This window comes from Verrucomicrobiia bacterium, assembly GCA_036405135.1.
GTDB lineage: Bacteria > Verrucomicrobiota > Verrucomicrobiia > Limisphaerales > JAEYXS01 > JAEYXS01.
Window position 1 is genome coordinate 143885 of sequence record DASWYF010000049.1, and the last position, 23796, is coordinate 167680.

At 55.0% G+C, this 23796-nt stretch carries 15 protein-coding genes; 6 read left to right on the top strand and 9 right to left on the bottom strand.

Annotated elements, in window-relative coordinates; genetic code table 11:
* The first annotated feature begins 5 nt into the window (after positions 1–5).
* Positions 6–1427, top strand: coding sequence for a DUF1501 domain-containing protein (locus tag VGH19_23655; protein ID HEY1174382.1), 1422 nt, complete (start codon positions 6–8; stop codon positions 1425–1427).
* A gap of 160 nt (positions 1428–1587) precedes the next feature.
* On the opposite strand, the gene VGH19_23660 is transcribed toward VGH19_23655, so the two are convergent.
* Positions 1588–2043 (bottom strand): DUF2721 domain-containing protein, encoded by a 456-nt coding sequence (locus VGH19_23660; protein HEY1174383.1) that lies wholly within the window; start codon positions 2041–2043, stop codon positions 1588–1590.
* A 199-nt stretch (positions 2044–2242) separates the two neighbouring features.
* Between VGH19_23660 and VGH19_23665 the strand changes: the two genes are divergently transcribed.
* A complete protein-coding gene (locus VGH19_23665; GenBank protein ID HEY1174384.1) occupies positions 2243–3301 on the top strand; it encodes an HRDC domain-containing protein in 1059 nt (352 codons plus the stop codon).
* Between the two features lie 217 nt (positions 3302–3518).
* The gene (locus VGH19_23670; GenBank protein ID HEY1174385.1) at positions 3519–6245 is read left to right on the top strand and encodes a right-handed parallel beta-helix repeat-containing protein; all 2727 of its coding nucleotides are present in this window, start codon (positions 3519–3521) and stop codon (positions 6243–6245) included.
* A 12-nt stretch (positions 6246–6257) separates the two neighbouring features.
* Here the strand turns inward: VGH19_23670 and VGH19_23675 are convergent, their stop codons facing one another.
* From VGH19_23675 to VGH19_23700, 6 genes are all read right to left on the bottom strand, one after another.
* Positions 6258–9284 (bottom strand): protein kinase, encoded by a 3027-nt coding sequence (locus VGH19_23675; GenBank protein ID HEY1174386.1) that lies wholly within the window; start codon positions 9282–9284, stop codon positions 6258–6260.
* 186 nt (positions 9285–9470) lie between these two features.
* A complete protein-coding gene (locus VGH19_23680) occupies positions 9471–10739 on the bottom strand; it encodes a class I SAM-dependent rRNA methyltransferase (protein HEY1174387.1) in 1269 nt (422 codons plus the stop codon).
* Between the two features lie 289 nt (positions 10740–11028).
* Complete coding sequence (locus VGH19_23685) at positions 11029–12609, bottom strand: non-canonical purine NTP pyrophosphatase (protein HEY1174388.1); 1581 nt, start codon at positions 12607–12609, stop codon at positions 11029–11031.
* Positions 12606–13586, bottom strand: coding sequence for a beta-ribofuranosylaminobenzene 5'-phosphate synthase family protein (locus VGH19_23690; protein ID HEY1174389.1), 981 nt, complete (start codon positions 13584–13586; stop codon positions 12606–12608). The genes VGH19_23685 and VGH19_23690 overlap by 4 nt, the downstream gene beginning before the upstream one ends.
* Positions 13567–14271 (bottom strand): hypothetical protein, encoded by a 705-nt coding sequence (locus VGH19_23695; GenBank protein ID HEY1174390.1) that lies wholly within the window; start codon positions 14269–14271, stop codon positions 13567–13569. The genes VGH19_23690 and VGH19_23695 overlap by 20 nt, the downstream gene beginning before the upstream one ends.
* Positions 14272–14276: 5 nt before the next feature.
* Positions 14277–15425, bottom strand: a complete 1149-nt coding sequence (locus tag VGH19_23700) for a DNA adenine methylase (GenBank protein HEY1174391.1) — start codon at positions 15423–15425, stop codon at positions 14277–14279.
* Between the two features lie 1448 nt (positions 15426–16873).
* On the opposite strand from VGH19_23700, the gene VGH19_23705 reads away from it, so the two are divergent.
* Positions 16874–18247, top strand: coding sequence for an aconitase family protein (locus VGH19_23705; GenBank protein HEY1174392.1), 1374 nt, complete (start codon positions 16874–16876; stop codon positions 18245–18247).
* Positions 18248–18305: 58 nt separating this feature from the next.
* Here the strand turns inward: VGH19_23705 and VGH19_23710 are convergent, their stop codons facing one another.
* Together VGH19_23710 and VGH19_23715 are read right to left on the bottom strand one after the other, a co-directional pair.
* The gene (locus VGH19_23710) at positions 18306–18983 is read right to left on the bottom strand and encodes a response regulator transcription factor (protein ID HEY1174393.1); all 678 of its coding nucleotides are present in this window, start codon (positions 18981–18983) and stop codon (positions 18306–18308) included.
* Complete coding sequence (locus VGH19_23715; GenBank protein ID HEY1174394.1) at positions 18973–20937, bottom strand: ATP-binding protein; 1965 nt, start codon at positions 20935–20937, stop codon at positions 18973–18975. Before VGH19_23715 ends, VGH19_23710 begins: the two co-directional genes overlap by 11 nt.
* Here VGH19_23715 and VGH19_23720 point away from each other — a divergent pair.
* Together VGH19_23720 and VGH19_23725 are read left to right on the top strand one after the other, a co-directional pair.
* Positions 20936–21409 (top strand): hypothetical protein, encoded by a 474-nt coding sequence (locus VGH19_23720; protein HEY1174395.1) that lies wholly within the window; start codon positions 20936–20938, stop codon positions 21407–21409. The genes VGH19_23715 and VGH19_23720 overlap by 2 nt on opposite strands.
* A 13-nt stretch (positions 21410–21422) precedes the next feature.
* Positions 21423–23771 carry a DUF1592 domain-containing protein gene (locus VGH19_23725; GenBank protein ID HEY1174396.1) on the top strand — a complete coding sequence of 783 codons (2349 nt, stop codon included), beginning with the start codon at positions 21423–21425 and terminating at the stop codon, positions 23769–23771.
* Positions 23772–23796 lie beyond the last annotated feature (25 nt).

Consider the following 23796-nt stretch of genomic DNA (forward strand, 5'->3'; position numbering starts at 1 on the left):
TGATTATGAATCCGTTTATACACAACAAACTTTCGCGGCGGGATATGTTGCGGCGTTGCTCGCTGGGCTTCGGCTCGCTCGCGCTGAGTTCATTGCTGGCGGACAAGGCGTTTGCGTCGGGCTCGGTGATCGCGCCGCATTATCGGCCGAAGGCGAAGAATGTCATCTTGTGTTACATGAGCGGCGGGGTGTCGCATGTGGATTCATTTGATCCGAAGCCGGAGTTGATCAAGCGCCATGGACAGCCGATGCCGGTGCCGGTGAAGCCGACGATGTTCAATAACAACGGGAACATCATGCAGAGCCCGTGGACGGCGAAGGCGCGCGGGCAGAGCGGCATCATGATGACGGACCTGTTCCCGAAGATCGCGGAACTGGCGGATGACATGGCGGTGATCCGCTCGATGACGAGCAAGGTGAACGAGCACGCGCAGGGGAATTATTATTTTCACACGGGGTTTCCCTTCATGGGACATCCGAGTGCGGGAGCGTGGATCGCGTATGGGCTCGGCAGTGAGAATCAGAATTTGCCGGGCTTCGTGGTGTTGCAGAGCGGGGGAGCGGGTGCGCCGCATGGGGGCGTGGGGATTTACAGCAACGGTTACTTGCCCGCGCAGCATCAGGCGAGTTTCATCCGCGTGGATGAAACACCCGCGCTGGCGAATATCAAACCGAAAGAGAGCGATCTGTTGCAGCGGCAGCGGTTGAGTTTTATCAAGGGAATGGATGAGCAGTTCGCGCGGACATCACAGGAGACGGCGGTGGAAGCGGCGATCCAGAATTATGAGACGGCGTATCGGATGCAGACGGCGGTGCCGGAGTTGTGCGATCTGAGCGGCGAGACGGAGGAAACGAAACGGATGTACGGCTTGGAGTCCAAGCACGCGCCGACGGCAGCTTACGGCAAGCAGGCGCTGGTGGCACGGCGATTGATCGAGCGCGGGGTGAGGTTTGTGGAGTTGAGTTGCCTGCCGCAACAGATCGGGGCGGGGCAATCGGCGAACCCTTGGGATCAGCACGGGGAATTACAAGTGGGGCACGGGAACATGGCGCGGCAGGTGGATCAGCCGATCGCGGCGCTGGTGCGGGACTTGAAGGCGCGAGGATTGCTGGATGAGACGTTGGTGATTTTTTCGGGTGAGTTCGGAAGGACGCCGTTTTCGCAGGGGAGCGATGGGCGGGATCATAATCCGTTCGGGTTCAGCTTGTGGATGGCGGGTGGCGGGGTGAAGGGCGGGACGGTGTATGGCGCGACGGATGATCTGGGGTATTACGCGGTGGAGAACAAGCTGGAGCTGTATGATTTTTACGCGACGGTGCTGCATCTGCTGGGCATGGATCATGAGAAGCTGACGTACCGGTTCGGCGGGAGGGATTTTAGGTTAACGGATGTGCATGGGCATGTGATCAAGGCGATTTTGGCTTAGCCACGGAATTTCACGGATGGAACACGGAAAGGGGGGCTAACCGCAGATGGACGCAGATCAGCGCAGATGGGGGATACGGATGCGAGCCGGTTCATTACGAAATGCGGCTTAGTTTTGTGAGGCAACTTACTGCCGGCAAGATGCCGGGCAACACGGGCTCCTAGTCGAGGAGTTTGTTGCTGTTTAGTTCGAGGCGGAGGGCTTGGAGGGAGAGGTTGATATCGAACATGAAGACGACGAGCGAGCTGATGAGGGAGAGGAGGCTGCCGGCAAAGAGGAGTTCGATGATGAGGACGATGTTTGTTTCCAACAACGCACCGATGAAGAGGCTGATGATGAGCAGTCCGGCGAGCAAAGCAGAACCGGCGGCGAGTCCGATGGCGAGGCGGAGGAGTTTCGCCCGGCGATAGATGATGGTGACTTGCTCGTGGAGGGCGGCTTGTTTGTCAGAGGGTGTCGTGGAGGATTCCTTGGCCAAGATGCGGGCGCGGTCGATGGTGCGGCCGAGGCGGTTCGTCATGGTGAGCAGGAGGAGGCCGACGCCGGAGATGAGGATGACCGGGCCGATGGCGACCTGGAGGTGTGGGACGATATCGACTAGGTTGTGGGCTGGCATGGCGTTGGGCGTCAAAGTCTTACTACCCAAGGGCAAATTAAGGCGTATTATGGAGGCGGTCAACGTGTGGGAAACTATGTATGCGTATTTTTCTGGAAAAAGAGTTGCCCCGATTGGCGGGTGGCGGCTATTCACGTTAGCGACACGTGCAAGTTTCGTTTGAAGCAGACAGTTATCCCACGGCGTCTTAGGTAAAGCATTGATAAACAACCCGGAACAATTGAATCGGCTGGTAGAATCGCTTCGCCCGCATGAAGTGATCGCGCTGGATACGGAGGCGGACAGCTTGCACGCGTATCCCGCGAAGGTCTGCCTCATCCAGATCAGCCTGCCGGGGACGGATGACTTGGTTGATCCGCTGAGCAAGCTGGACCTTGCGCCGCTATGGAATGTCTTGGCGGATAAGGAGTTGCTTTTGCATGGATCGGATTACGATCTGAAGATGCTGTGCCATTGCTACCAGTTCCGGCCAGCACGGTTGTTCGATACGATGCTCGCGGCGCGGCTTTCGGGAATGCGGCAATTTGGGCTCGGGGATTTGGTGCGGACAATCATCGGCGTGGAGCTGGATAAGGGGCCGCAGAAGGCGGATTGGGGGCAGCGCCCGCTTACGCCGCGCATGGAGGAATATGCGCGGAACGATACGAAGTATCTCTTCAAGCTCCGTCAACATTTCGTGGACCTGCTGAACAGCAAGGGACGTCTCGCGTGGCTGGAAGAATGGTGCGCGCAGATGATCAAGGATTACTCACAGCCGTTTGATTCCGATCCGAACACGGTGTGGCGGGTGAAGGGCTCGAACAAATTGCCGCGCCAAGGTCTGGCGATCACGCGCGAGCTGTATTACTGGCGAGAGAAGGAAGCGACGGCGGCTAATCGCCCGCCGTATTTCATCCTGAGCCACGATACGATGAACGAGATCGCGTTCGCGGCGATCAATGGGGAGCCGTGGGAAGGGTTTCTCTCGCCGAAGCTGCATCCGCGGAGGAGAGATGGAATCCGTACGGCGGTAAGCCGGGGACTCGCGGTGCCGCAGAATGAGTGGCCGGATAAGCCGCGTCATAAGTTCATTTCCGCGACGGAGGAGCAGAAGCAGAAGGCGGCGCAGTATCAGGAGAAGCGCGATAAGGTAGCGGCGGAACTGGAGCTGGACCCGACGTTGATCGCGAGTCGCGCGACATTGGAGGCGCTGGCGCGTGATCCGGAGAAGACGTTGCCGGAGATGATGAAGTGGCAGCGGGATTTGTTAGGGCTGTAGGTCAGTTGCACTGACGGGCCAATAAGTAAGGGCGAGTTTCTTTTGACCTAACCTCGCGCTTCTCTACATCGGACGCGCAGTTGCTTCGCCGCGGACTCGTGAGGACAATCATCCCAACGCACTCTCGCCGATTCGGAAATCGACGCTCCACATGATTGTCTGCCCGTGCAACAGGTTCTCGAAGAAAATTCAGTGGCTTGGCGTCTATCTTGTCACGATGATGATGCGTATGTGTTTACGGAGTCTTTTTGCCACTTTGGTTTTAGGTGCTGTGACGACGGTAAGCGCGGCGGATTTCTATGTCAGCCCGCAAGGTAATGATGCGTGGACGGGTAAGTTACCTGCGCCGAATGCGACGAAAACGGATGGGCCACTGGCGACGTTAGTGAAGGCGCGCGATGTGGTGCGAGCGGAGTTGAAGGGCGGCGGAGCGGGCCAAGCGCAGACGGTGCATGTGCGCGGCGGGCTTTATGAATTCAAGGACACGCTGAAACTGAGCAAGGAAGATTTCGGCACGACGAATGCCCCGGTCATTTATCGCGCGTATCAGCAGGAGCAGCCGATCTTCGTGGGCGGTTCGGCCATCACCAACTTCACAGTACATAAGGGCGCGATCTTGAAAGCGGATGTCGGGGCGCAAGGTTTCAAGAATGTTTACTTCCGGCAATTGATCTTCGACGGCAAACGCCAGCATCTGGCGCGGTATCCGAACTACGACGCGAGCAATCCCTACGGTGGCGGCTGGGCGTATGCGGATGGCAAATACATCCCGATGTATCAGGATGTGCCGAACGAGAGCAAACGCACCTTCCAATTCAAAACGACGGATGCGCGCACGTGGGCGAAGCCGGAGGAAGGCGAGGTGTTCGTTTTTCCGCGTTACAACTGGTGGAACAACATCGTGCGCATCGCATCAATCGACAGGGCGGCGCGACAGGTCACGCTGACGGCGGATGCGTCGTATGCTATCCGGCCATCGGATCGTTATTACTTCCAGAATCTGTTCGAGGAATTGGATGCACCGGGCGAGTGGTATCTGGATCGCCAAACCTGGACGTTGTATTTCTGGCCGCCTTCATCATTGGAAGGGAAGACAGTGGTCGCGCCGCGTTTGCGCACGATTCTCGATATCGCAGATGGGGCATCCAATGTGATGTTCGAGGGAATCACGTTTGAATGCGCGGAAGGCACGGCGATCTCGTTGCGCAACACGACGAATTGTGTGATCGCGAAGAGCATCGTGCGCAATGTGGGGGACTATAATGGTTCCGGTATCGGAGTGAGCGGTGGTTATCGGAATGGCGTGGTGGGCTGCGATATTTCGGAGATCGGCAGCACGGGTGTCTTCCTCTCAGGCGGTGATCGCAAGAAGCTGACTTCGGCGGAGAATTACGCGGAGAACAATTACATCCATCATGTGGGCGTGTTCTACAAGCAGGGCGTGGGTATCGGCTTGTATGGCGTGGGGAATCGTGCATCGCACAATCTCATACATGACGGGCCGCGCATGGGCATCATGTTCAGCGGAAACAATCTCGTGCTGGAATATAACGAGATCCGTCATGTGAACCTGGAGACAGAGGATACGGGCGCGGTTTACACGGGTGGCCGCGATTGGATCTCCTCGCGCGGCACGGTGATCCGTTATAATTACTTCCACGACATCCTCGGTTACGGTCAGGAAAATGGCGTGTGGAAATCGCCGCACTTTGCGTGGGGCGTTTATCTGGATGACAATACGGGCGGCGTCGATGTGATCGGCAATATCGTGGCACGGTGTTCGCGGGCTGGATTGCATCTGCACAATGGTCGCGATAACCGGATTGAGAACAATGTATTCATCGACAACGGGCTGTATCAGGCGGAATACAGCGGATGGGTTTCCACGTCGCGGTTCTGGAAAGATCACCTGCCTACGATGATCACGGGTTACGAATCTGTGATGAATGAACCGGCGTGGAAGAATATGCGGAACATGAATCTGCATCCTACGAACGCGGTGCTGGCGGATGGGAAGATACAGACGGGCAATCTCTTCGCGCGGAACATTGTTTCTTATACGAATGCGGCGGCGAAGCTGTATCGCATGGGCAGTGTGCCTTACTCGCACAATGCGTATGATTACAATGTGTTCTGGCATCACGGTCTGCCGTTGCTCACGGGCGAGCGCGGCAATGGCAAGGAGATCGGCGGCAACCTTGTGGTGAATGGTGATTTCGAAGAAGGCGCGGATGGCCAATCACCCAGGAACTGGAAGTGGCAGGTGCAGCCACCGCGTGCCAAGGCCACTTGGACCACCGCCGAGCACGCGAATGGCAAGGCGGCCTTGCGCATCGATTCCGCTCCGCCGGTGAAGGATTCCAGTGGTCGCGGTTTGTTCTTGAACTACGTGAGTGCCGACATGGCCACGGTGCATCCCGGCAAGAGCTACCATCTCAAAGCGAAGTTCAAAGCCGACAAACCCGATACCAAAGTGAGTCTCATGCTCCAGTCCTACGTGGACAAAATTTACTTCTGGGCCAGCAGTCCGAATGACGTGAAGGTTGGCACTGAATGGCAGGAAGCGAGCTTCAGCTTCCGCACTCCTGCTTCTGGTGAGAGAGGTTACAACGCCGCGATGAAAGCCTTCAAGATACGAATCGATGTCCGTCAAGATAGCGGCACCGTCTTCGTGGATGATGTCAGCCTCGTAGAAGTGGAGACCATGGATGAATGGCAGTCCTGGCTTGCTTTGGGGATGGATAAAAACTCCAAAGTCGCCGATCCTCTCTTCGTTGATGCCACCAAAGACGACTATCGCCTGAAACCGGAGTCACCTGCCTTCAAACTCGGCTTCAAACCGATACCCGTGGAGAAGATCGGCCCTTACCAAAGCCCGCAACGTGTTACGTGGCCCATCAAAGAAGCCGAAGGTGCCCGCGAGAAGCCGCTGGTTTCCAATTGATCGATTTTGGACTCAATTGCTTGGGCCGATGATGGCACGCATTGTTTGGGCAGTATTCCCGCTGTCATCGAAACGGACGACAGTCAGTGCCTGATCAGATTGAGTCACGGTGATCTGGCCGCGACTGATCATTTTCACCACGACTGTCATGGTTTTTTTGTCGCGCATCAGATCCGAAAATGGCAGGGGAGCGGAGGTGTTTCCTTTCCATTCCGGCCACCAGGAAATTTCATTGATCAGGGTGGGGACATTGCTGCCGGCGCGGCGGCCGGGCAGAGAGCCGCCGCCGGTATGAACCCAGTGCAGTGCGCCAGGTTTCAAATGCAGGTCATCGGCGGTGTCGATCTTGGCTGATACCTCGAAACGTCCATCGGGATCAGTGAAAGGCAAATCATCCAATTCGCGTATCCATACGGCGAACTGGCCGTTGGAACGCAGAGGAACGGCAGGATTGGCATTAGTGCGGAGTTTGAGCCTGCCGCTGGCCGGAGCGATCAGACGAAGATGTCGGCCTACGAAGAATGTCAGTTTTTGATCGCCGATCTGGCCGATAAGACAGCCCGGAGGGAAAGCCACATCAAAACCGCGCTTGCCTTGATTGGTGAGGTCGGATTTGTAGGGACGTAGCATTTGACCATCGGGATTTAGGAATGAGCCATCGCTCAATTGCACTTCGCCGGTGACCACGATCTCGTAGATGGAGCCTTTCTGCATGTCTACGCCAGTGTCACGCCATCCAGAAGTGGCGGGGAAACTCCCGCCCACGGAGCGGGTGATTTTCCCGGGTGCGTGACTGGCACCCAAGATGCGGGTGATGCGCGTGGTGTTGGTGCCGTCGGATGAGGCGAAGTCTCCGGCGACGATCACGCCGCCATCCGGTTGCAATGCTATCGCGCGGACTGTTCCTGTGCCGCCCAGTTTGGCATCCATGGTTTCATTGATGCTGCCATTCGCATTCATGCGGGCGATGCCACGGCGTGCTTGCGTGTCAACGCGGTTGAATTCGCCGCCGATGAGCAATCCTCCATCCGGGAGAAGAGTCATGCAGCGGACGACGCCATCGAATCCACTGCCCAGCTTGTGCGCGCGGTCGAGTGCGTTGGGCTGCTTGATACGGGCCAGGTTGTTGCGGTCTGCGCCGATGATGCGGTTGAAGCCGCCACCGGCCATCACCATGCCATCGGGCAGTGCGAGCAACTCCATGACCGGTCCCTCAGCTTGGGAGACTTCGGCGAGGGCGCCATTGGTTCCCAGCAGGGCGAGGTGCCTGGATTCCTTGCCGCTCACTTTGGTGAATTCACCACCGATCCAGATGCGACCATCAGGCATCTGACAGAGTGAGAGCACGGAGTCGTTCGGGCCGCCGGTGGCGTTGAAATCGGGATCGACGGAGCCATCGGTGTTCAGACGGACGAGATAGTTTCGCGATGTTCCGTTGAACTTGTTGAAGAAGCCGGTGAGGATGATTTTTCCATCGGCTTGCAAGAGCACGCGGCGTCCGGCTTTGTTTCCGCCGGTGCCGGGATCAAAGCTCATGTCGAGGGAACCGTCGGCATTGAGCCGGGCGACGCCTGAGCGGGAGAGGTTGTTAAATCGATCGAAAGGTCCGGCGATCAGTAACTTGCCATCGGGTTGCAGGATGACTTGAGAGATGTCCTTGTCCGGGCCGGTGCCGGGATGGAAAGATTCATCCACGGAACCGTCTGCGAGCAAGCGGGCAATGTATTTGCGGGGCTTGCCGTTGAACTGGGTGAAACGGCCAGCGATGATGATTTTGCCATCAGGCTGCAGCGCGGCGGATTGGATCCAATCATTCGCGCCGGTGCCGGGACGGAAGGCGGGATCGATTCGGCCACTACCGATATTTGCACCAGCCACGGTCTTGAGTTCTTCAAGGGCGGGCTCGGACACATCGTTCGTGTCCACGGGTTCAGTCGCGACGGGCTTGTTCGCTTCGACAGGAGGTGATTTTTGTTTCGCGAACCACACGCCTGCGAGGATCGTGAGCAGGGCGACGATGCTGATGACCGTGTAGAGCGCCGTGCGTTTTGGTTTGGGCACCGCAGTGGTGGTTGCCGACAGGGCTTCGGCTTCGATGACTTCGCCCGCTCGAGCAGAGGTGTGTTCCAGCAATGTGCGCGGTTGACCAGCCGTGGTGCCGCCTAGTCCGATCCATTCAGCGACGGCGCGTGCGCTTTGCGGACGTTGCGCGGGGTCTTTGGACAGGCAGGCAAGGATCAGTGCGGAGACATCGGGTGGAACGGGGTTTTCGATGCTTAGTTCCCACAGGCGATCTTCCAGCGGCTTGGCGGGCACGGACTCGATCTGATGGATGATGTCGCCGCGGCAATACGGTGGCGTGCTGGTGAGGAGTTCGTAGAGCGTTGCGCCGAGGGCGTAGATGTCATCAGTCGCTTTCGGGGGATCGCCGCGCAGGTGTTGCGGGCTCATGTAGGCGAGCGTGCCCGCGTTTGGGTGTTTGACAGAGATGCGGCTGGCGGATTCGCTGATGGTAGCGGCGATGCCGAAATCTGCCAGCTTCAACCGTCCTTTGCGGTCCACCATCATGTTGCCCGGTTTCAGGTCGCGATGGATGACGCCTTCCGAGTGAGCGTATTCCAAGGCGTCGCAGAGCTGTTTGACGAGAGGCTTCAGGTGTTCCCAGGTGAAACATCGCTCGGGATGGTGGATGCGCAGGGTGACGAGGTTATCGCCATCCACGAATTCCATGGAGATGAAGGGCGGTTCTCCGGGGCTCTCGTAGAGGTCGTGGATGCGGACGATGTGCGGGTGCGAGAGCTTGCGGCTCTTGAGGGTCTCGCGCCGCATGTCGTCGAGGGAGCTGGCGTCATTGCGGATCTCGGGCGGGAGGAATTTCAGGGCGACGCTGTCGTTCAAGCGTTGATCCCACGCGAGCCAGACTTGGCCCATGCCGCCTTCACCAAGTTTGCGGACCAATTCAAAGCGGCCCTGACCATGGTATTGGCCCGGGGCTAAAGGCCCGGACGGCGTGCCCGGTGATGATGCGTCCTCCGACATGTGACTAATTGGCTACGGCTGTGCGGAGGAGATAACAGAGTGCGTGACGGTACGCAAGCGTTGCAGCCGAAGCTGGTAGAGGCGAGTGTCCTCACGAGTCCGTTTGTATCAGTTCGTGCTGCATAACACCGTCCGTTGCACGGACAGGCCTACTAGCAACGGCTCGTCGGGAGCCTCGCCCTACCATTACCGCACTAGCTCGAACGCATACCCCTTCAAGTATTCCGTTTCGGCGATGGACGGGATGATCGGGTGGTCGGGGGATTGGCTGAAGGTGTCCGTGCGGCGCAGGATCTTGTGGGCATCGAACGCGGCGGCGAGGATCACGTCCATGAAGAGCGTGCTGTCCACGTGATGCGAGCAGCAGAAGGTGGCGAGCGTGCCACCGGGCTTCAGGAGTTTCAGCGCGCGCAGATGGATCTCTTTGTAACCGCGCAAGGCGTCTTCCACCGTGGAACGGCTGCGGGTGAAGGACGGCGGGTCCAGGATGATCACGTCGAACTTCGGCAAGAGCTTCTCGTTCGGGCCCACGGTGGATTGCGCTTTGAGCCAATCGAACACGTTCGCTTCTTCGAAGACGCATTTATCCGCGACACCATTTGTCGCGGCGTTGGCCGTGGCGGCCTTGATGGCGTCGGCGCTTTGATCCAGCGCGTGGACGTGCGCGGCGCCTTCCTTCGCGGCGTGGATGGCGAAACCGCCGAGGAAACTGAAGCAATCCAGGACGTGCGCGCCCTTGGACATCTCCGCCACGCGCTGGTAATTCGCCTGTTGATCCAGGTAGAGACCCGTCTTGTGACCGCCCAAGGGGTTCGTCTTGAAGGACAGGCCGTTGAGCTTCACATCGATGTCGCCTTCCACATGGCCGGCGATGATGCCGTTCGCGTCCGCGAGACCTTCGAACTTGCGGGAGGCCAGCTCGTTGCGTTCCACGATGGCGCGGGGGGAGAAGATGCGTTGCAGCGCGGCGATGATCTCCGACTTGCGCATGTCCATGCCGAGCGAGGAAGTCTGGAGCACCAGCACGTCCTCATACTTGTCCACGATCAGGCCGCTGAGGAAATCGCTCTCCGCATTCACCACGCGGAAGGAGGTCGCCTTGGGCATGTGCTTCTGGCGGATGGCCAGCGCGGCACGGATGCGGCGCTCGAAGAAGGCGAGGTTGATGTCCTCGCGCTCATGGGAGAGCAGGCGCACGTTGATCTTGGACTTGGGATTGTAAAAGCCCACGCCCAAGAACCGCTGGCGATGATCCTTCACCTGCACCACATCGCCCGGCTCAGCGGGCTTGGTGAGGCGCAGGATGGACGCGGCGTAAACCCACGGATGCCCCGCCAAGACGCGATCCGCCTCACCGGGCCGCAACAGGACGACCGGCAACGTATCCTCCGGCAGCTTGGGGATGGAGGAGGCCACAGAACGGGGATTCACGGCAGAAGAAGGTTTCGGCGTCATAATAGACAGTGCTTTCAGTTAATTCAGTTCGTTTTTGTAAACAAGGCGGTGTCACAACGACACCCGCGCCTACTCTGACATCCCCAGGGCAAAAAAGCCACCCCCGGAAACAGAGGGCGGGCATGAAGCCAGAAATGAGGGGGGAGGGGAAGGGAAATCTCGGGGAAAGTTTGACGCAAATTCCGCCAATTTCCACTAATTCATATTCCCCAAACCATTTACCTTACCGCCACGAGCAGGGGGAGGGATTGAGAGAGAGTTGTCGTATCGCCCGGATTTCAAAGGCTACTTACTGGTGTGGTGTAACTTTTGTTCTAAGTAACCCAATCGCTTTACTGTAGCCCGTCGCTGACAGCTCATAACGATTCACCCCATCAATCTTGCTGAGTTTGTAATAGGGACTATACTTAAAATTAAAATAGCGACTAACATTGTTTTTGCTGGTTTGCGAATGGGATTTAAATAACTCGTTCAAGAAGTGCGCTATTTGAGTAGTTGATAAATCATTTTTCCCCTGTCGAGTGGCCAAAAGCATGCCGATGAGGATTGCTTCCTCAAGACTGGTTGGGCGTTCCTCGGGTGGTTGTTCTATCAAGGTTACTGGTTGAAATGTTCCGATATCAAATTCGCGTTCACACTTTTTGATGAAGTCTCTGATGGTGTTCACGTTTTCAATCGTTTTTAATTTTGCATCTTTGCGAATTTTATCGAGTCCCATTCTATTCTGAACAGCATCTCTTTTTTTGAAGGCAGCAAACGATTCTGCCGCATCAGTTCTTGCCCGTTTAATGCTCCGATCAAAGCGAACCTCTTGATTCGATGAAATATACCAGCATTCAAACTGCAGGGGCCCAAAGTATTGTTTGCGAAATGAAACAAGCTCGCCGGGTGAGCGAAACCCAGTGATGATGATTCGCTCTACGTGACTTTTAGTCACTTCTTCAATGATTTGGCTGGCTACTATATCAGGTGTGGCTTTCAGAGCTTCTTCTGCAAACCTTTCGATAGAAAGCGTCGAATCAAGCCCATGCCTTTCGTAAAAGGCTTTTCGCATGAAATCGCTCGCCTCAATGTGAAAGTATCCATGTTTTAGTGATAGATGTTTGCCTAGAGTAGTTTTGCCGGCACAAGGCAAGCCGCAGATTGCTAGAATTGGGGGAAAGAGGCCCGGCAGAAATCCAATTGTTCTAGGCTGTCTAGAGGAAACTTCGAACTCGAGTGCCCTGTTTTCGAGTAGAAAATTGTACATTGCTCCAATGGAGTCTTTTCTTATGTCATAGCGGTCAGCTTCTTCAATTGAGAGGCAACTGAGAGGTAAGCTTTGGCCATCGGGGATAAACCATTTGTTAAATGTTTTTCCGTCAAGCCACGGGTAAAGCAGATTAGTTTCAATGGGGATTTCGCGTTCAACGATCCTACCCGTAGTTTTACCCGTAAATTGCTGAACGGGATCTAAATTGTGGGCATCAGCAAATGCTTTAGGCATATGCAAGATGACATCCGATCTCACAGTCACAGCTCGGTTGCCGGAAGGCTTCAGGAGCGAATCCAACATTGGAAAGGAGGTGGATTGCATCCAATACTTCACATCTACCCCAGGAACCTCCTCATTCTCGCTAAGCGCATGAACGATTACAGAAGTGTCTTCAATGAAAAAAAAACCATCTCGACCACCTGAGGTTCTGGTCCATCTCGCTAAAGCATCTTCATAGCTCTTTTTGAGCAAGTCTGTTCTGTTTGAAGAACGTGGCTCACTATACGCAATTCCATAGTATCTTTTCCCCCTGACCTGAATCCCATGCCTTAAAGCTAGGTAGCGCGCATGTTCGAGCTTCGTGCGATTTGAGGTGATGAAGTGCAATGGCTTCATGTGTGAACTTTACTGCGGCCAAGGTTGTGGCAAGCCGTTGCAATCCATGTATGTGAGGGTAAACGCTCTCTAAGATTTGCAACTGTAGAAGGTAAGTTTTCTGCCAAGAAAAAAAGACCCGGGCCTAAGCTTGACATGCCAACTGCTAACGCGCCTGCTTTGTATATGGATTCCTCAAGAGAGAGAAGCGTTGGACCGTACAAATCTCGTTCCAAAGCCTTCCACCGGCATGTCTGAATCTGCCTAATGGAATTGCAGAAAGTATGAATATCGTTCTCGGCAGCGCTTGCGATCAAACCATAGATGACTTCATATAGGGTGCTGTAAACTTCGCTTGTTGGGATTGGACAGGAATTCTGAAAAAACTCTGTTTCTTCTAATAGGCTCAGTGAGGCAATGTTACCTGGTATACATATTCCTATTGGCCAGCTTGGCATTGGCTTCGCATGGAGTATATAGGGTGTAGGACGAGTTCCTTCAATCGCTGATGAGGGGGCAAGAACGTTGGCTGAGTGTCTGACACCGATGTCACACACAATGCCGCCATCAAAATATGTGGTGATGCCAATGCCTGAAGTTCCTCCTCGCCCGGATAAGCGAACAGCTTCTAGCCGGTCGATTTTAGTGTCGGCGATCTCGGAAACGCCTTCGATTGTCGCCAATCGCAATGCCGTGGCTGACCCAAATCCACAATGAGACGGAAGATGGCCTTCGATTGTGACTTCGAAGGAACCCAGCCCCATGCCCCTCACTGTTCCCATCAGCTTTTCGATTTCGATTGGTTCCAAAGGAGATGGGCGCCGGTCAATAACGGATAAATGCGAAGCTCGGCGGACTGTGATGTTCGCAGTGGGGCTGGCGACCGAAAACCCGACTCCGCCGTTAACTCTATGGCCATTCTCGTTCATCCCTATCAGAGTCAAGTGCAGTCTAGGATGGACGGTTATGGTTACTGTTTCATGGGGCTTCAGATGCATTTTGCCACTCTTGGTGGAAGTAGTTTAGATACTCTTGAACGAAAGGACTGTCAGCTGACGTGTGAATTGTGGGGCTATCTTTGCTTTTCACCTTTGGAAAAATCGGCCCTACTAGACATTCATCATCGAGCTTCACAAGGCTGTGTGTGGCTGGATGCTCGAAATAGCGCACTTGAAAGTTCGGATATTGGGATTTCAGTTCGGACATTCTTCTCCTTGCTATTTCAGCTCGAGACCGGTCGTCCGCTTCCAAGAAATGACTTTTCGGAAGAAGAATTTTGATGGGAACATTCTTTGCGAGTACTGGTAGTAGTGATTGAGAATCAGACCTAGTGGCGTGTGCGAAATCTTCAATGAAGCGGGATGCAGTAGTTCCCAAGACGAGTACTTCTTTAGCTGTTTTTGTTAGAAGTCGCTCATAGTGTGCTTTGTTGTCACGTGAATGTAGGACGTGTTTGATTTTGAGCTTTGTTAGGGCCTCCAGTTTAGAGTAAGTCCGCCATTCGATGAGTGTTTGAATAAACATCATTACAAAGCTCGTAAAGAAGCCGGCAGCCACGTTTGTGACCATCGGTGATGGGTTGGTTTTGAGAAGAATAAAACTTATAATGCTGCCAATCAAAAGCAGGAAGGTGATTATATGTATCGAGCGAATTGTGAACTGATCTTCAAATTTATTGCTCATATATTCTATCTTCCGATAACCAAGCATTCTCTGTTTTGTGCGGCAGAGCCATTTTGTTGGTTTAGGGCGTATTTATAATGTTTGCTTTGCACGGTCACTTTTTTTCCACGGCGTTGAAGAATGCGTCGTAGAGTGTCGATAGAGGGACAGCCAAATTTGCGGTAAGATATCACTACGGTGCTGTTCTGGAATTTGTCCAGCAAAGTTTCCAGTGCTTCTGTGCTAGCCTCGGTAGAAATCCATGGGTTTTGGGACTTCGGCTGTATTAACTTTAAGCTGCTTGCTCTGTCTATCATTTTGTCCCAATTGGCATATTGTGCCAAGCCTTCAAGAAAATGGTAGCAACGATGGTAGTCAGCTGTTTCGAGTGCCTTGCCAGTCCTTAAATAAGGAGGGTCAAGATATATCAAATCATACTTCCTTGCTGGAATTGCTGTGGCTTCGTGATGAATTGCCTTACACGGATGTTTACCTTTGATAATGGATTCATTAATTTCTTCTGCGAAATTGACGTAGTGCTTGGCAAAGGATGTATCCCAAGTTGTTTTGTTGCCGAAACTTCGTTCAACGTCCGCTTGACGCAAACTGAGGTTTGCCCGGTGAAAAAGATTGAATGGTCTCTTAACTAGGCAGGTTTGATAAAGACAGTAACGGGCAAGTGCTCTTTTGTAGCGATCTTTTTTTGGGTCGGGAAATAATGTTTCGATTCTAGTAGTAATTGTGTCAATCCATTGATTCTCTCGGTGTGTGAAATAAATATTTTTAAAATGCTGTGTGACAAATCCTTGGGTATCTGGGTGAACCGGTTGGATTAAATACTGTATCTCCCTTTCATCTAGTTTGATGCCGTCGTTTTCAATAAGCGCGGTTCCGATTGCGTGGTTCCAAAGCAGGTAATCATTGTACGTTACCCGTTTCCCCATGCTTTTAAGGAGATAGCTTACTGAACCAGTACCACCAAATACATCTAGGACCGTCTCGAATTCGAGTCTCTGAAATGTTTCATCTAGCCAAGGGAGAATTTTGCGTTTGCTTCCTTGATAGCGTGTCGTCGGCATCCCTGCGTATGCTGTTGCCTCAGGGACGTTACCCTTTGATGCAATACGTTTTGCAAATGCAGTCGTCTTGAACCTGTTCTTCGAACGTTGTGCCACAAGTATTTGTATTCTCTTTGATGCTGCCCAGCCTTGGGGATAGTTTTACAGGATAGTCATGAGGTCGACAATTCAATGTTGCCAAACCTTGACCACAAATCTGATGCTGACTTTTGCGCCTATTCGTTCCCCCGTGTTTTGCTTGCCTACTAGCTTTTCCGTCGGATTTTCTTTGGCCGTAATCGCTTGAGTGTAAATGGATTAGGTTGGCTGGGTAAAATCTTTAGAAAATTTTATGGACGGTTGCGGGATTTGTGGCATTCTCAGAAGTGCTGGCAACTCGTTGCTGGTAAAGGAAGGGCGAAGCCCAAATCGTTTCGGGTTTCTAGGTTCGAGTTTCGAGTCTGGAAGGCGAAAGAAGAGAAGGGCGGAAATCCCAAGCCAATGGTTCATTGGAATCGTTTTGGCAATCCTTATGGGACCATCAGCCGAAGTTCGGCTTCCCAATGGGGGAAAGAGGTTTTCAGTGCCTCCTCTCCCTGGCTCTCTCCTCCCTAATCGGGAAGTGAGGGGAATGGAAGGCCGGTCTCGGTAGTTAATTAGGATATGTGGGTGTGTCGGGCGTTGGATCGGGGCTCGTAAGCTGGAGGGGGAAAGGGACGTCGGTTGGCGTAGGATTTTATGGCCAATCGGGGAATCCCAAGTCGAAGTTCGACTTCCCTATTGGGGAAAAGCGAAATTCGGACATGGTACTCACTGCGGAACCAGCCGGGTGCTGACTAACGTCAGTCGAAGGCCGAAGTTCGGCTTCCAAGTAGTGTGAAGTGTGAACTTTGGAGTTCGGCGTCGAATCGACTTCTTTAAGTAGGAGGGTTGGGTGCGATTGCTCACAGGGGTCGGGTGGTTTCATTGGTGTTCTTTGACATAGTTCCCTGAAAGGGAATGCTAAGGCCGGTCGGTCGAAGTTCGACTGCTGAAGGACGATATCCGAAAGGGAAATCGACACCTCACCCCGGCCCTCTCCCCGATCGAGGCGGAGAGGGTGGTGGATGCGTTGGCTTCGGTGGATGGTGGGTTGAGTTTTCGTGAGTGCCTTGACGGAAAAGGTCAGGGCATTGCGGCAACAATGCCCTACCATGATCAGGTTTTTTGCATTTCTTTGTGGAGTGGCTGATGAGGGTCGCGAGCCGGGAGATGTGGACTGATTGCTAGAGTGCCGCAGGACAGGATGCAATCGTGTGAGGGAGCATTGAACGGATCGGATGGAAGCTGCTTCAAGGGAATTTGGAATTAAGAATGGAGAATTAAGAAAGGGGGAGAGAAATCGACACCTCACCCCGGCCCTCTCCCCGGTCGAGGCGGAGAGGGGGATGGTTCAATTCGTGTTAATTGGTGAAATTCGTGTCTGCCGGTTGCACAGGCGGGCCACTTGTAAGGCTCCGAAAGGCCCTTGCGGGACGGGCTCCGGTCCATTACTCTACCTGTCTCTTTATTGATAGAGTTTGATTATGACGTTGACTGAAAAGCTGCTCGCCCGCGCCGCCGGGAAAGCCTCCGTGCAGGCGGGGGACAATATCTGGGTGAAGGCCGATGTCCTCATGACGCACGATGTGTGCGGCCCGGGGACGATCGGCGTGTTCAAACGCGAATTCGGCAAGGATGCCAAGGTCTGGGACCGCGAACGCGTGGTCATCATCCCGGATCACTACATTTTCACGTCGGACTCGAAGTCGAACCGCAACGTGGACATCCTCCGCGAGTTCTCGAAGGCGCAGGGCCTGCCTTACTTCTATGACGTGATCGATGACCCGAACGGCGAGTGGAAGTATGACGCCGCGAAGGGGAACTTGAAGCGGCAATACGGCAGCCAGTACGCGGGCGTTTGCCACGCGGCGTTGCCAGCCAAAGGTCACACGCGTCCGGGCGAAGTGCTGTTCGGCACGGATTCGCACACGTGCATGGCGGGTGCTTTCAATGAGTTCGCAACGGGCATCGGCAACACGGACGCCGGGTTCGTGATGGGCACGGGCCGTCTGCTGATCAAGGTGCCGGAGTCGATGCATTTCCGTCTGGAAGGCAAGATGCAGCCGGGCGTGATGGCGAAGGATATCATCCTGCACGTGATCGGTGAGATCGGCTTCGACGGCGCGACGTATCGCGCGATGCAGTTCGATGGACCGGGCGTGGACAGCCTCTCGATGGATGACCGTATGACGATCGCGAACATGGCGATCGAGGCCGGTGGCAAGAACGCGATCTTCCCATTCGACGCCCGCACGGCGGAATACGTGGATGCCCGCACGAACTTGAACGGCACGAAGCAGTCTTACGAGCCGGTGTTCGCGGATAAGGACCAGAAGTTCGTTTACGAACTCACGGTTGATCTCAGCAAGCTGGAGCCGACGGTGGCGTGCCATCCTGATCCGGGCCAACGCAAGAAGGCGAAGGAGATGAACATGAAGCTGGATCGCGCGTATGTGGGCTCCTGCACGGGCGGCAAGACGAGCGATTTCGTGGAGTTCGCCCGCGTGTTGCGCGGTCACAAGGTGAGCATCGATACGTTTGGTGTGCCCGCCACGCCGCAGATCGTGCACGAGCTGCAAACGACGCGTTGGGGCGGCAAGACGATTTGGGAAATCCTGGTGGACGCGGGTGTGCGCATGACGGAGAACGCCGGTTGCGCCGCGTGCCTGGGCGGTCCGGTGGATACGTTCGGCCGCATCAATCAGGCGGGCCTGAAGTGCATCAGCGCCACGAACCGCAACTTCCCCGGTCGCATGGGCGATAAGGAATCGCAGGTGTTCCTGGCCAGCCCCGCGACGGTCGCCGCGAGCGCCATCGCCGGCAAGATCACGGATCCGCGCGAGTATATCTCGAATTAATTAAGCGAAAGCGAATCGATTCAAGAAGTCCCGCGCTGGCAAAACTGGCGCGGGATTTTTAATGCGCCACGATCCGTTCCTTCACCGCCTTCGCCACGGCACCGGCACGGCTGGTCACGTGCAGTTTCTCATACACGCCGCGGATGTATTCATCCGCCGTGTAGTAGCCGATGCCCAGCATGCCAGCGGCTTCCTTGATGGTCTTGCCTTTGACGAGCAGATCCAGGATCTCCTTCTCACGCGGGCTCAGGCCGTAGTCGTGATGCGGCGAATGTTCGCGCGAGAACATGGAGAGCACACGCCGCGCGATGATGGGATTGATCGGCGATCCACCACTCGCCACAGTGTGCAGCGCATGGGCGATCTCTTCCGGCGAAGACGTCTTCAGCAAGTAACCCGCCGCCCCCGCGCAGATGGCCCGGAAGATCTTCTCCTCCTCCTCGAACACCGTGAGGATGACGATGGAAGATTCCGGCGCGTGACTGCGCAGGGCAGGGATGGCATCGATGCCGCTCATACCGGGCAATCCCACATCCATGAGCAGGACCTTGGGCGGATCATCCGTTCTCAAGTGCGTCACAGCATCCTCGCTGGTGGTGAAGCGCTGGGTGCAATGGATGTTCGGCAGGCGGTTTAGCGCCTGCATCAACCGTGCGCCGTAGGTGCGATGATCTTCCACCAGCCACACAGTGATGGTGCTGGCGGTCACGGGATTGAGGACAGCTTCATTTGTCATACGCAGGGATGCTGATGGAGATTTGCGTGCCTTTGCCGCGGGTGGAATGGATGTCCACTTGCCCGCCATGCTTGCGGGCGCGCCGATGGAGATTGGTCAGGCCCATGCCAGAATTTTGTGCGGTGGCAGGCTCGAAACCCAACCCGTCATCTTTGACGGACAGGACGATCGATCCGTTGTTCCGCGCGAATTCGATCTGCACCTGGCTTGCCTGGGAATGTTTGGCCACGTTGTGCAACGTCTCTTTGAACATCAGCACGAGATCATGCTTCTTGTCCACCGGAGTGCCAGTGGGGATGGCATTGGCCTTGTAATTCAAGGTATGAGGAATGGAACGCAGCAAACGATCAGCGATCTCTTGCAGGTGCTGGCGCAAGTCTCCGCGCTCGTAGGCGTTAGAGTGCACGAGCTGGATGATGTCGTGCATGGAATCTGCTGTGCTGCGCACGATTTTTTGGATCTCATTCGCATCATCGGCCACCAATCCCGCGTTGTCCTTGTTGTTCATCACCTCACGGCTGATGAGCGCGATGCTGCACAAGCTGCTGCCGATCTCATCATGCAGGTCTTGCGAAATGCGCAGGCGCAAAGTTTCCAGCTCCTGCCGCTTCTGCTGGCGCTGGCGGATCAGTACGATCGACAGCGCGAAAAAAACCGAGATTAGGAAACCCACGCCTGCTTTGCTCGCCCTGCTTTGGTAATGACTCAGCAACTGCCCCTTGCGCATGTCCAGCATCGCCAGATTGTAGAGGGCTTCGCGGCGTCGTGAGAGCCCTGCCAGCCAGCCCTGCCATTCTAGGATGTTGCTTTCACTGTTGTATCCGTCCACTAACGAAGCCATCGACCATCCCTTTGCCTCCGTAGAATCTAATGCGGAAACAGGCTTCTTATACGCCACGTTCTGCCCATGGGACCAGACCTCGAGTTCCGCGAGCGCGAAGAGGTACGCGCCATTGCTGTTGTGCAATTCTGTGGCCGTCACCCTTACATAACGCGCCGTCTTGCCACCTGCATAAAATGAGAGTGGACAATCCCCAGGGTTCGGCTCATCCCGGCTGGGCTCCAATGGGCCTCTAAAAAAAGGCCCGATGGTGGTGTGGCCTTCGAAATCCGGGTCCAACGACAGTTCCACCCGATAACGCAATGGAAAACCATATCCTGGCCGATGCGCGAACTCCGGCGCTCTCGCCGGAAACAACGAGACATCGCTGACGTCGTAGGCATCACCCAGATCCACCTGCACCCATTTCTCAGGATTGGAAGCCTCTGCCATCGGGGTTGTTCTGGGTCTGTCTGGAAAGCGGATGCCCGCGCTCTTATAGCCGAGCGTAGGGCTGGTCTGCTTGCCGACAGGCGCTCCCAAAGCGGTGTATCCATCCACTAAATTCTGCCGTCCCCACAATGGAATGGTGCCCATAGAGCGGTTGGAAACGATCTTGGTCAGACTCACACGATTGGCGATGTTCCTTCCTTTCTGCAACAGCATGATCTCACCCAGGGCGAACAGATAGCGCCCTTCCGAACGGTAAAGTTTAGTGGCTGTGATGCGGACAAACCGTGCTCTTCGGTTTTGCGTTGCGAGGTAAACGGGCAGCGCTTTTGGATTCGGAAAATCTTCCCGGGTAAACTCCGCTACACGGTGACGGTGTTCTTGCCGGCTCTGCGGATCACCTGCGAATTCCACCTGGAAACGCACGGGAAAACCGTAACCCACCGGCACACTGCCGCCGCTGTTTCCGGCCGCTGCGATCAACACTACGGCATCGATTGGTTCTTCTGTGCCCAGATCCAGTTCCACCCATTCCACAGAATCAGGTGACGTCGAGTAATCGCTGTGATGCCCGAGCCGCTCCATGAGTTGAGCCTTGGGAGCGGGTGGAAGGGCGTTCAACCATTGCAACAGCATTGCCCTCTCGGACTGGATGGTCTGAAGATCCTGGCTGAATCTTGTCATGAAACGCTCGATCCAGGGTGGAGCCGGTACGGCTGCGATCCCATTCTTGCTTCCGCTCAGAGTCTCGGCGCCAGCCTTATTTCCTGAGGGCAAAAGCAAAAGACATGCGTACGCAAAGACAACGTATACGGCTTTTGCAAAGCACTTCATGGGGGACAACCGTGAAAGCGTAACCAAGCACATGTGCTTTGGCCACACTTTTGCTCGCATGCTCGCCCCCGAATGTTCGGGGATTAGCGGCTTCTTCCTGTCAACGATACTGCGGGATTGCGGTGTTTTGCCCGGAAGCGCCTTCACCCCGAAAGCTCGGGGAATGACGCTGCAGACGATTTGCCGCAAGCTGATCATGTATTCCACCACAGCTGATGCGCACATCAATCGAGTCATTCATTGGCCGGACAGCAAGCCTCACGGTGATTGCTGCGGGCTTGAACTTTACCAGCAGTCAATCTCACGCTGTCGTCGCCGCTGATCATTTCGAAAAAGTGGTTAAACCTTTTTTTGCCCAGCATTGCGTCAGTTGCCATGGGGAGAAGAAGCATAAGGGCGACTTGCGGGTGGATACGCTTTCCACAAGTTTTTCCACGGGGATCGAAGTGAGCCGCTGGACGGAGATCATGGACCGGATCAATTCCGGGGACATGCCGCCCAAGGAAGAGCCAAAGCCGGATGCCAAGGACATCGATCGCGTGGTGGAATGGATCGCTGCTCAACTTCATGAAGCAGAAGCTGCGCAACATGCGAAAGGTTCCGAAAAAGTCGTCTTCCGTCGGCTGACGCGAGAGGAGTATGCCCATACTATCCGTGATTTGCTGGGCGTGACTTATGAGGTCAAGGGACCTCAAGGATTACCAGAGGAGCCGGATTGGCAGGGCTTCGAGCGTATCGGTTCTGTTCTCAGCATTTCGCCCACGCATGTGGAAAAGTATCTGCAAGCGGCGTCCGTGGTGTTGGATGAGGCTATGGTCTCTGGTGAAAGGCCTGTTTCCGAGACGGTGCGTTGGGATCCATTTGATCTTCGCCCCAAGTGGGGTGACCGGTTGCGCAAAGCCCATACTAAATGGGGAGATGTGGATAAAGTTCGCGTAGATATCCAACCGGGCAATACCTCCCTCAGCAACATCGCTGGCACCTTGGACCTCCTCATCAAGCGCGCGGGCATCTACAATGTACGGATCAAGCTCAGTGGCTTGCGGCCCAAGGGCGGTCCGGCACCACGTTTTCAAGTCTATCTTGCGGATTTGGATCGCGTGCTGTTGGAGACAGACGTGGATACTGCGGAGGACCAGCCGATCATCTTGGAGTTCAAAGCCCACTTGCCTGCGGGGGCGCATCGCGTTGGATTCAACAACATGATCCCTGGCGCAGCGATGTCGCCCCGCATTTCGGGTGATCACATGACGTTCGCCTTCACGGGCTTCGACAAACGTCCGCCGTGGCAGCTCAAGCTGACAGATGACCATTACCAAGCAGTCGTGCCCATGTTGTTGATGGATTATGTGGAGTGGGAAGGGCCAGTGTATGAGACGTGGCCAACTGTGGCGTATCAGCGAATCTTTTACGGCAATGAAAATACCGCGAAAGACATGAACTATGCGCGGGGAATCCTGCAGAAGTTCATGGAACGAGCCTATCGGCGGCCGGTGCAGGGTAACGAAGTGGAACTGATAGCCAAGGTGGTGGAGAAGGAGTTGAAACGTGGTGAAGCATTTGAGAATGCGGTGAAGCTGGGCTTGATGAGTGTCCTTTGCTCGAAAGATTTCCTCTATCTGGTGGAAGGTTCTACAGCGAACACAGCTACCCGTTTGAATGATTGGGAGCTGGCCTCACGCCTCTCCTATTTCCTGTGGAGCACGATGCCGGATGATAAGTTGTTTGATCTCGCGAGGGCAGGGAAGTTGAGCCAGCCCGATGTGCTAAAGGCAGAAGCGCAACGGATGCTGAAAGATCCCAAGGCGAAGCATTTCTCGGATTCATTTGCCCGCCAATGGCTGCAATTGCGGAACGTAGGCATGTTCCCGCCAGATAAGGGACTTTATCCGAAATACACGGATTACCTGGAGAAATGCATGGTGAATGAGACGACTGGTTTCTTCCAGGAGGTGTTGCAAAAGAATCTGAGCATCCGTGATTTCCTCAAGTCTGACTGGACGATGCTGAATGACCGTTTGGCGGACCATTACGGCATTAAGGACGTGAAAGGGCAGGAGTTTCGCCCGGTGGTTCTCAAGCCGGAAACGCAACGTGGGGGATTGCTGACGCAGGCGGCGATTCTAAGCCAGACTTCCGATGGCCAGCGGACACGCCCGGTGCATCGCGGCAAGTGGGTGATGGAAACCATTCTTGGGAAAACACCACCACCACCGCCTGCCAATGTCGGCGAGATCGAAGCTGCTTCGGCAAACCAACCCAAACGCTCGTTACGTGAGAAATTGGAAGCGCATCGCAATGATGCCGCCTGTGCCGGTTGCCATCAAAAAATTGATCCGTATGGCCTCACATTCGAGAACTTCGACGCCGTCGGTGCCTGGCGCACAGTGGAGAGGATCAACGATGGTAAAGGTGTCAGTCCGACGATCGATGCCAGTGGTGAATTGCCGGATGGTCGCAAGTTCAGCGGACCGGAGCAGTTGAAACAATTGATGGCCCAAGATTTGGACCAGTTTGCCATCGTCTTTACGCAAAAGCTCGCCACCTATGCCACGCGTCGCAGCATGACCTTTTCGGATCGTGCTGAACTGGCCCAGATCGCCGCCAAAGAAAAAGCGGATGGCTACAAATTACAGGACATGGTGGAGAGCCTGATCCTCAGTGACCTCTTCCGCAAACGGTGAACCGCAGCAGTAACCCCTATACGTA

Coding starts and splice junctions, on each gene's coding strand:
- VGH19_23655 (HEY1174382.1), top strand. CDS start 6: ATGAATCCGTTTATACACAACAAACTTTCGCGGCGGGATATGTTGCGG.
- VGH19_23660 (HEY1174383.1), bottom strand. CDS start 2,043: ATGCCAGCCCACAACCTAGTCGATATCGTCCCACACCTCCAGGTCGCC.
- VGH19_23670 (HEY1174385.1), top strand. CDS start 3,519: ATGATGATGCGTATGTGTTTACGGAGTCTTTTTGCCACTTTGGTTTTA.
- VGH19_23675 (HEY1174386.1), bottom strand. CDS start 9,284: ATGTCGGAGGACGCATCATCACCGGGCACGCCGTCCGGGCCTTTAGCC.
- VGH19_23680 (HEY1174387.1), bottom strand. CDS start 10,739: ATGACGCCGAAACCTTCTTCTGCCGTGAATCCCCGTTCTGTGGCCTCC.
- VGH19_23685 (HEY1174388.1), bottom strand. CDS start 12,609: ATGAAGCCATTGCACTTCATCACCTCAAATCGCACGAAGCTCGAACAT.
- VGH19_23690 (HEY1174389.1), bottom strand. CDS start 13,586: ATGCATCTGAAGCCCCATGAAACAGTAACCATAACCGTCCATCCTAGA.
- VGH19_23695 (HEY1174390.1), bottom strand. CDS start 14,271: ATGAGCAATAAATTTGAAGATCAGTTCACAATTCGCTCGATACATATA.
- VGH19_23705 (HEY1174392.1), top strand. CDS start 16,874: ATGACGTTGACTGAAAAGCTGCTCGCCCGCGCCGCCGGGAAAGCCTCC.
- VGH19_23710 (HEY1174393.1), bottom strand. CDS start 18,983: ATGACAAATGAAGCTGTCCTCAATCCCGTGACCGCCAGCACCATCACT.
- VGH19_23720 (HEY1174395.1), top strand. CDS start 20,936: ATGAAACGCTCGATCCAGGGTGGAGCCGGTACGGCTGCGATCCCATTC.
- VGH19_23715 (HEY1174394.1), bottom strand. CDS start 20,937: ATGACAAGATTCAGCCAGGATCTTCAGACCATCCAGTCCGAGAGGGCA.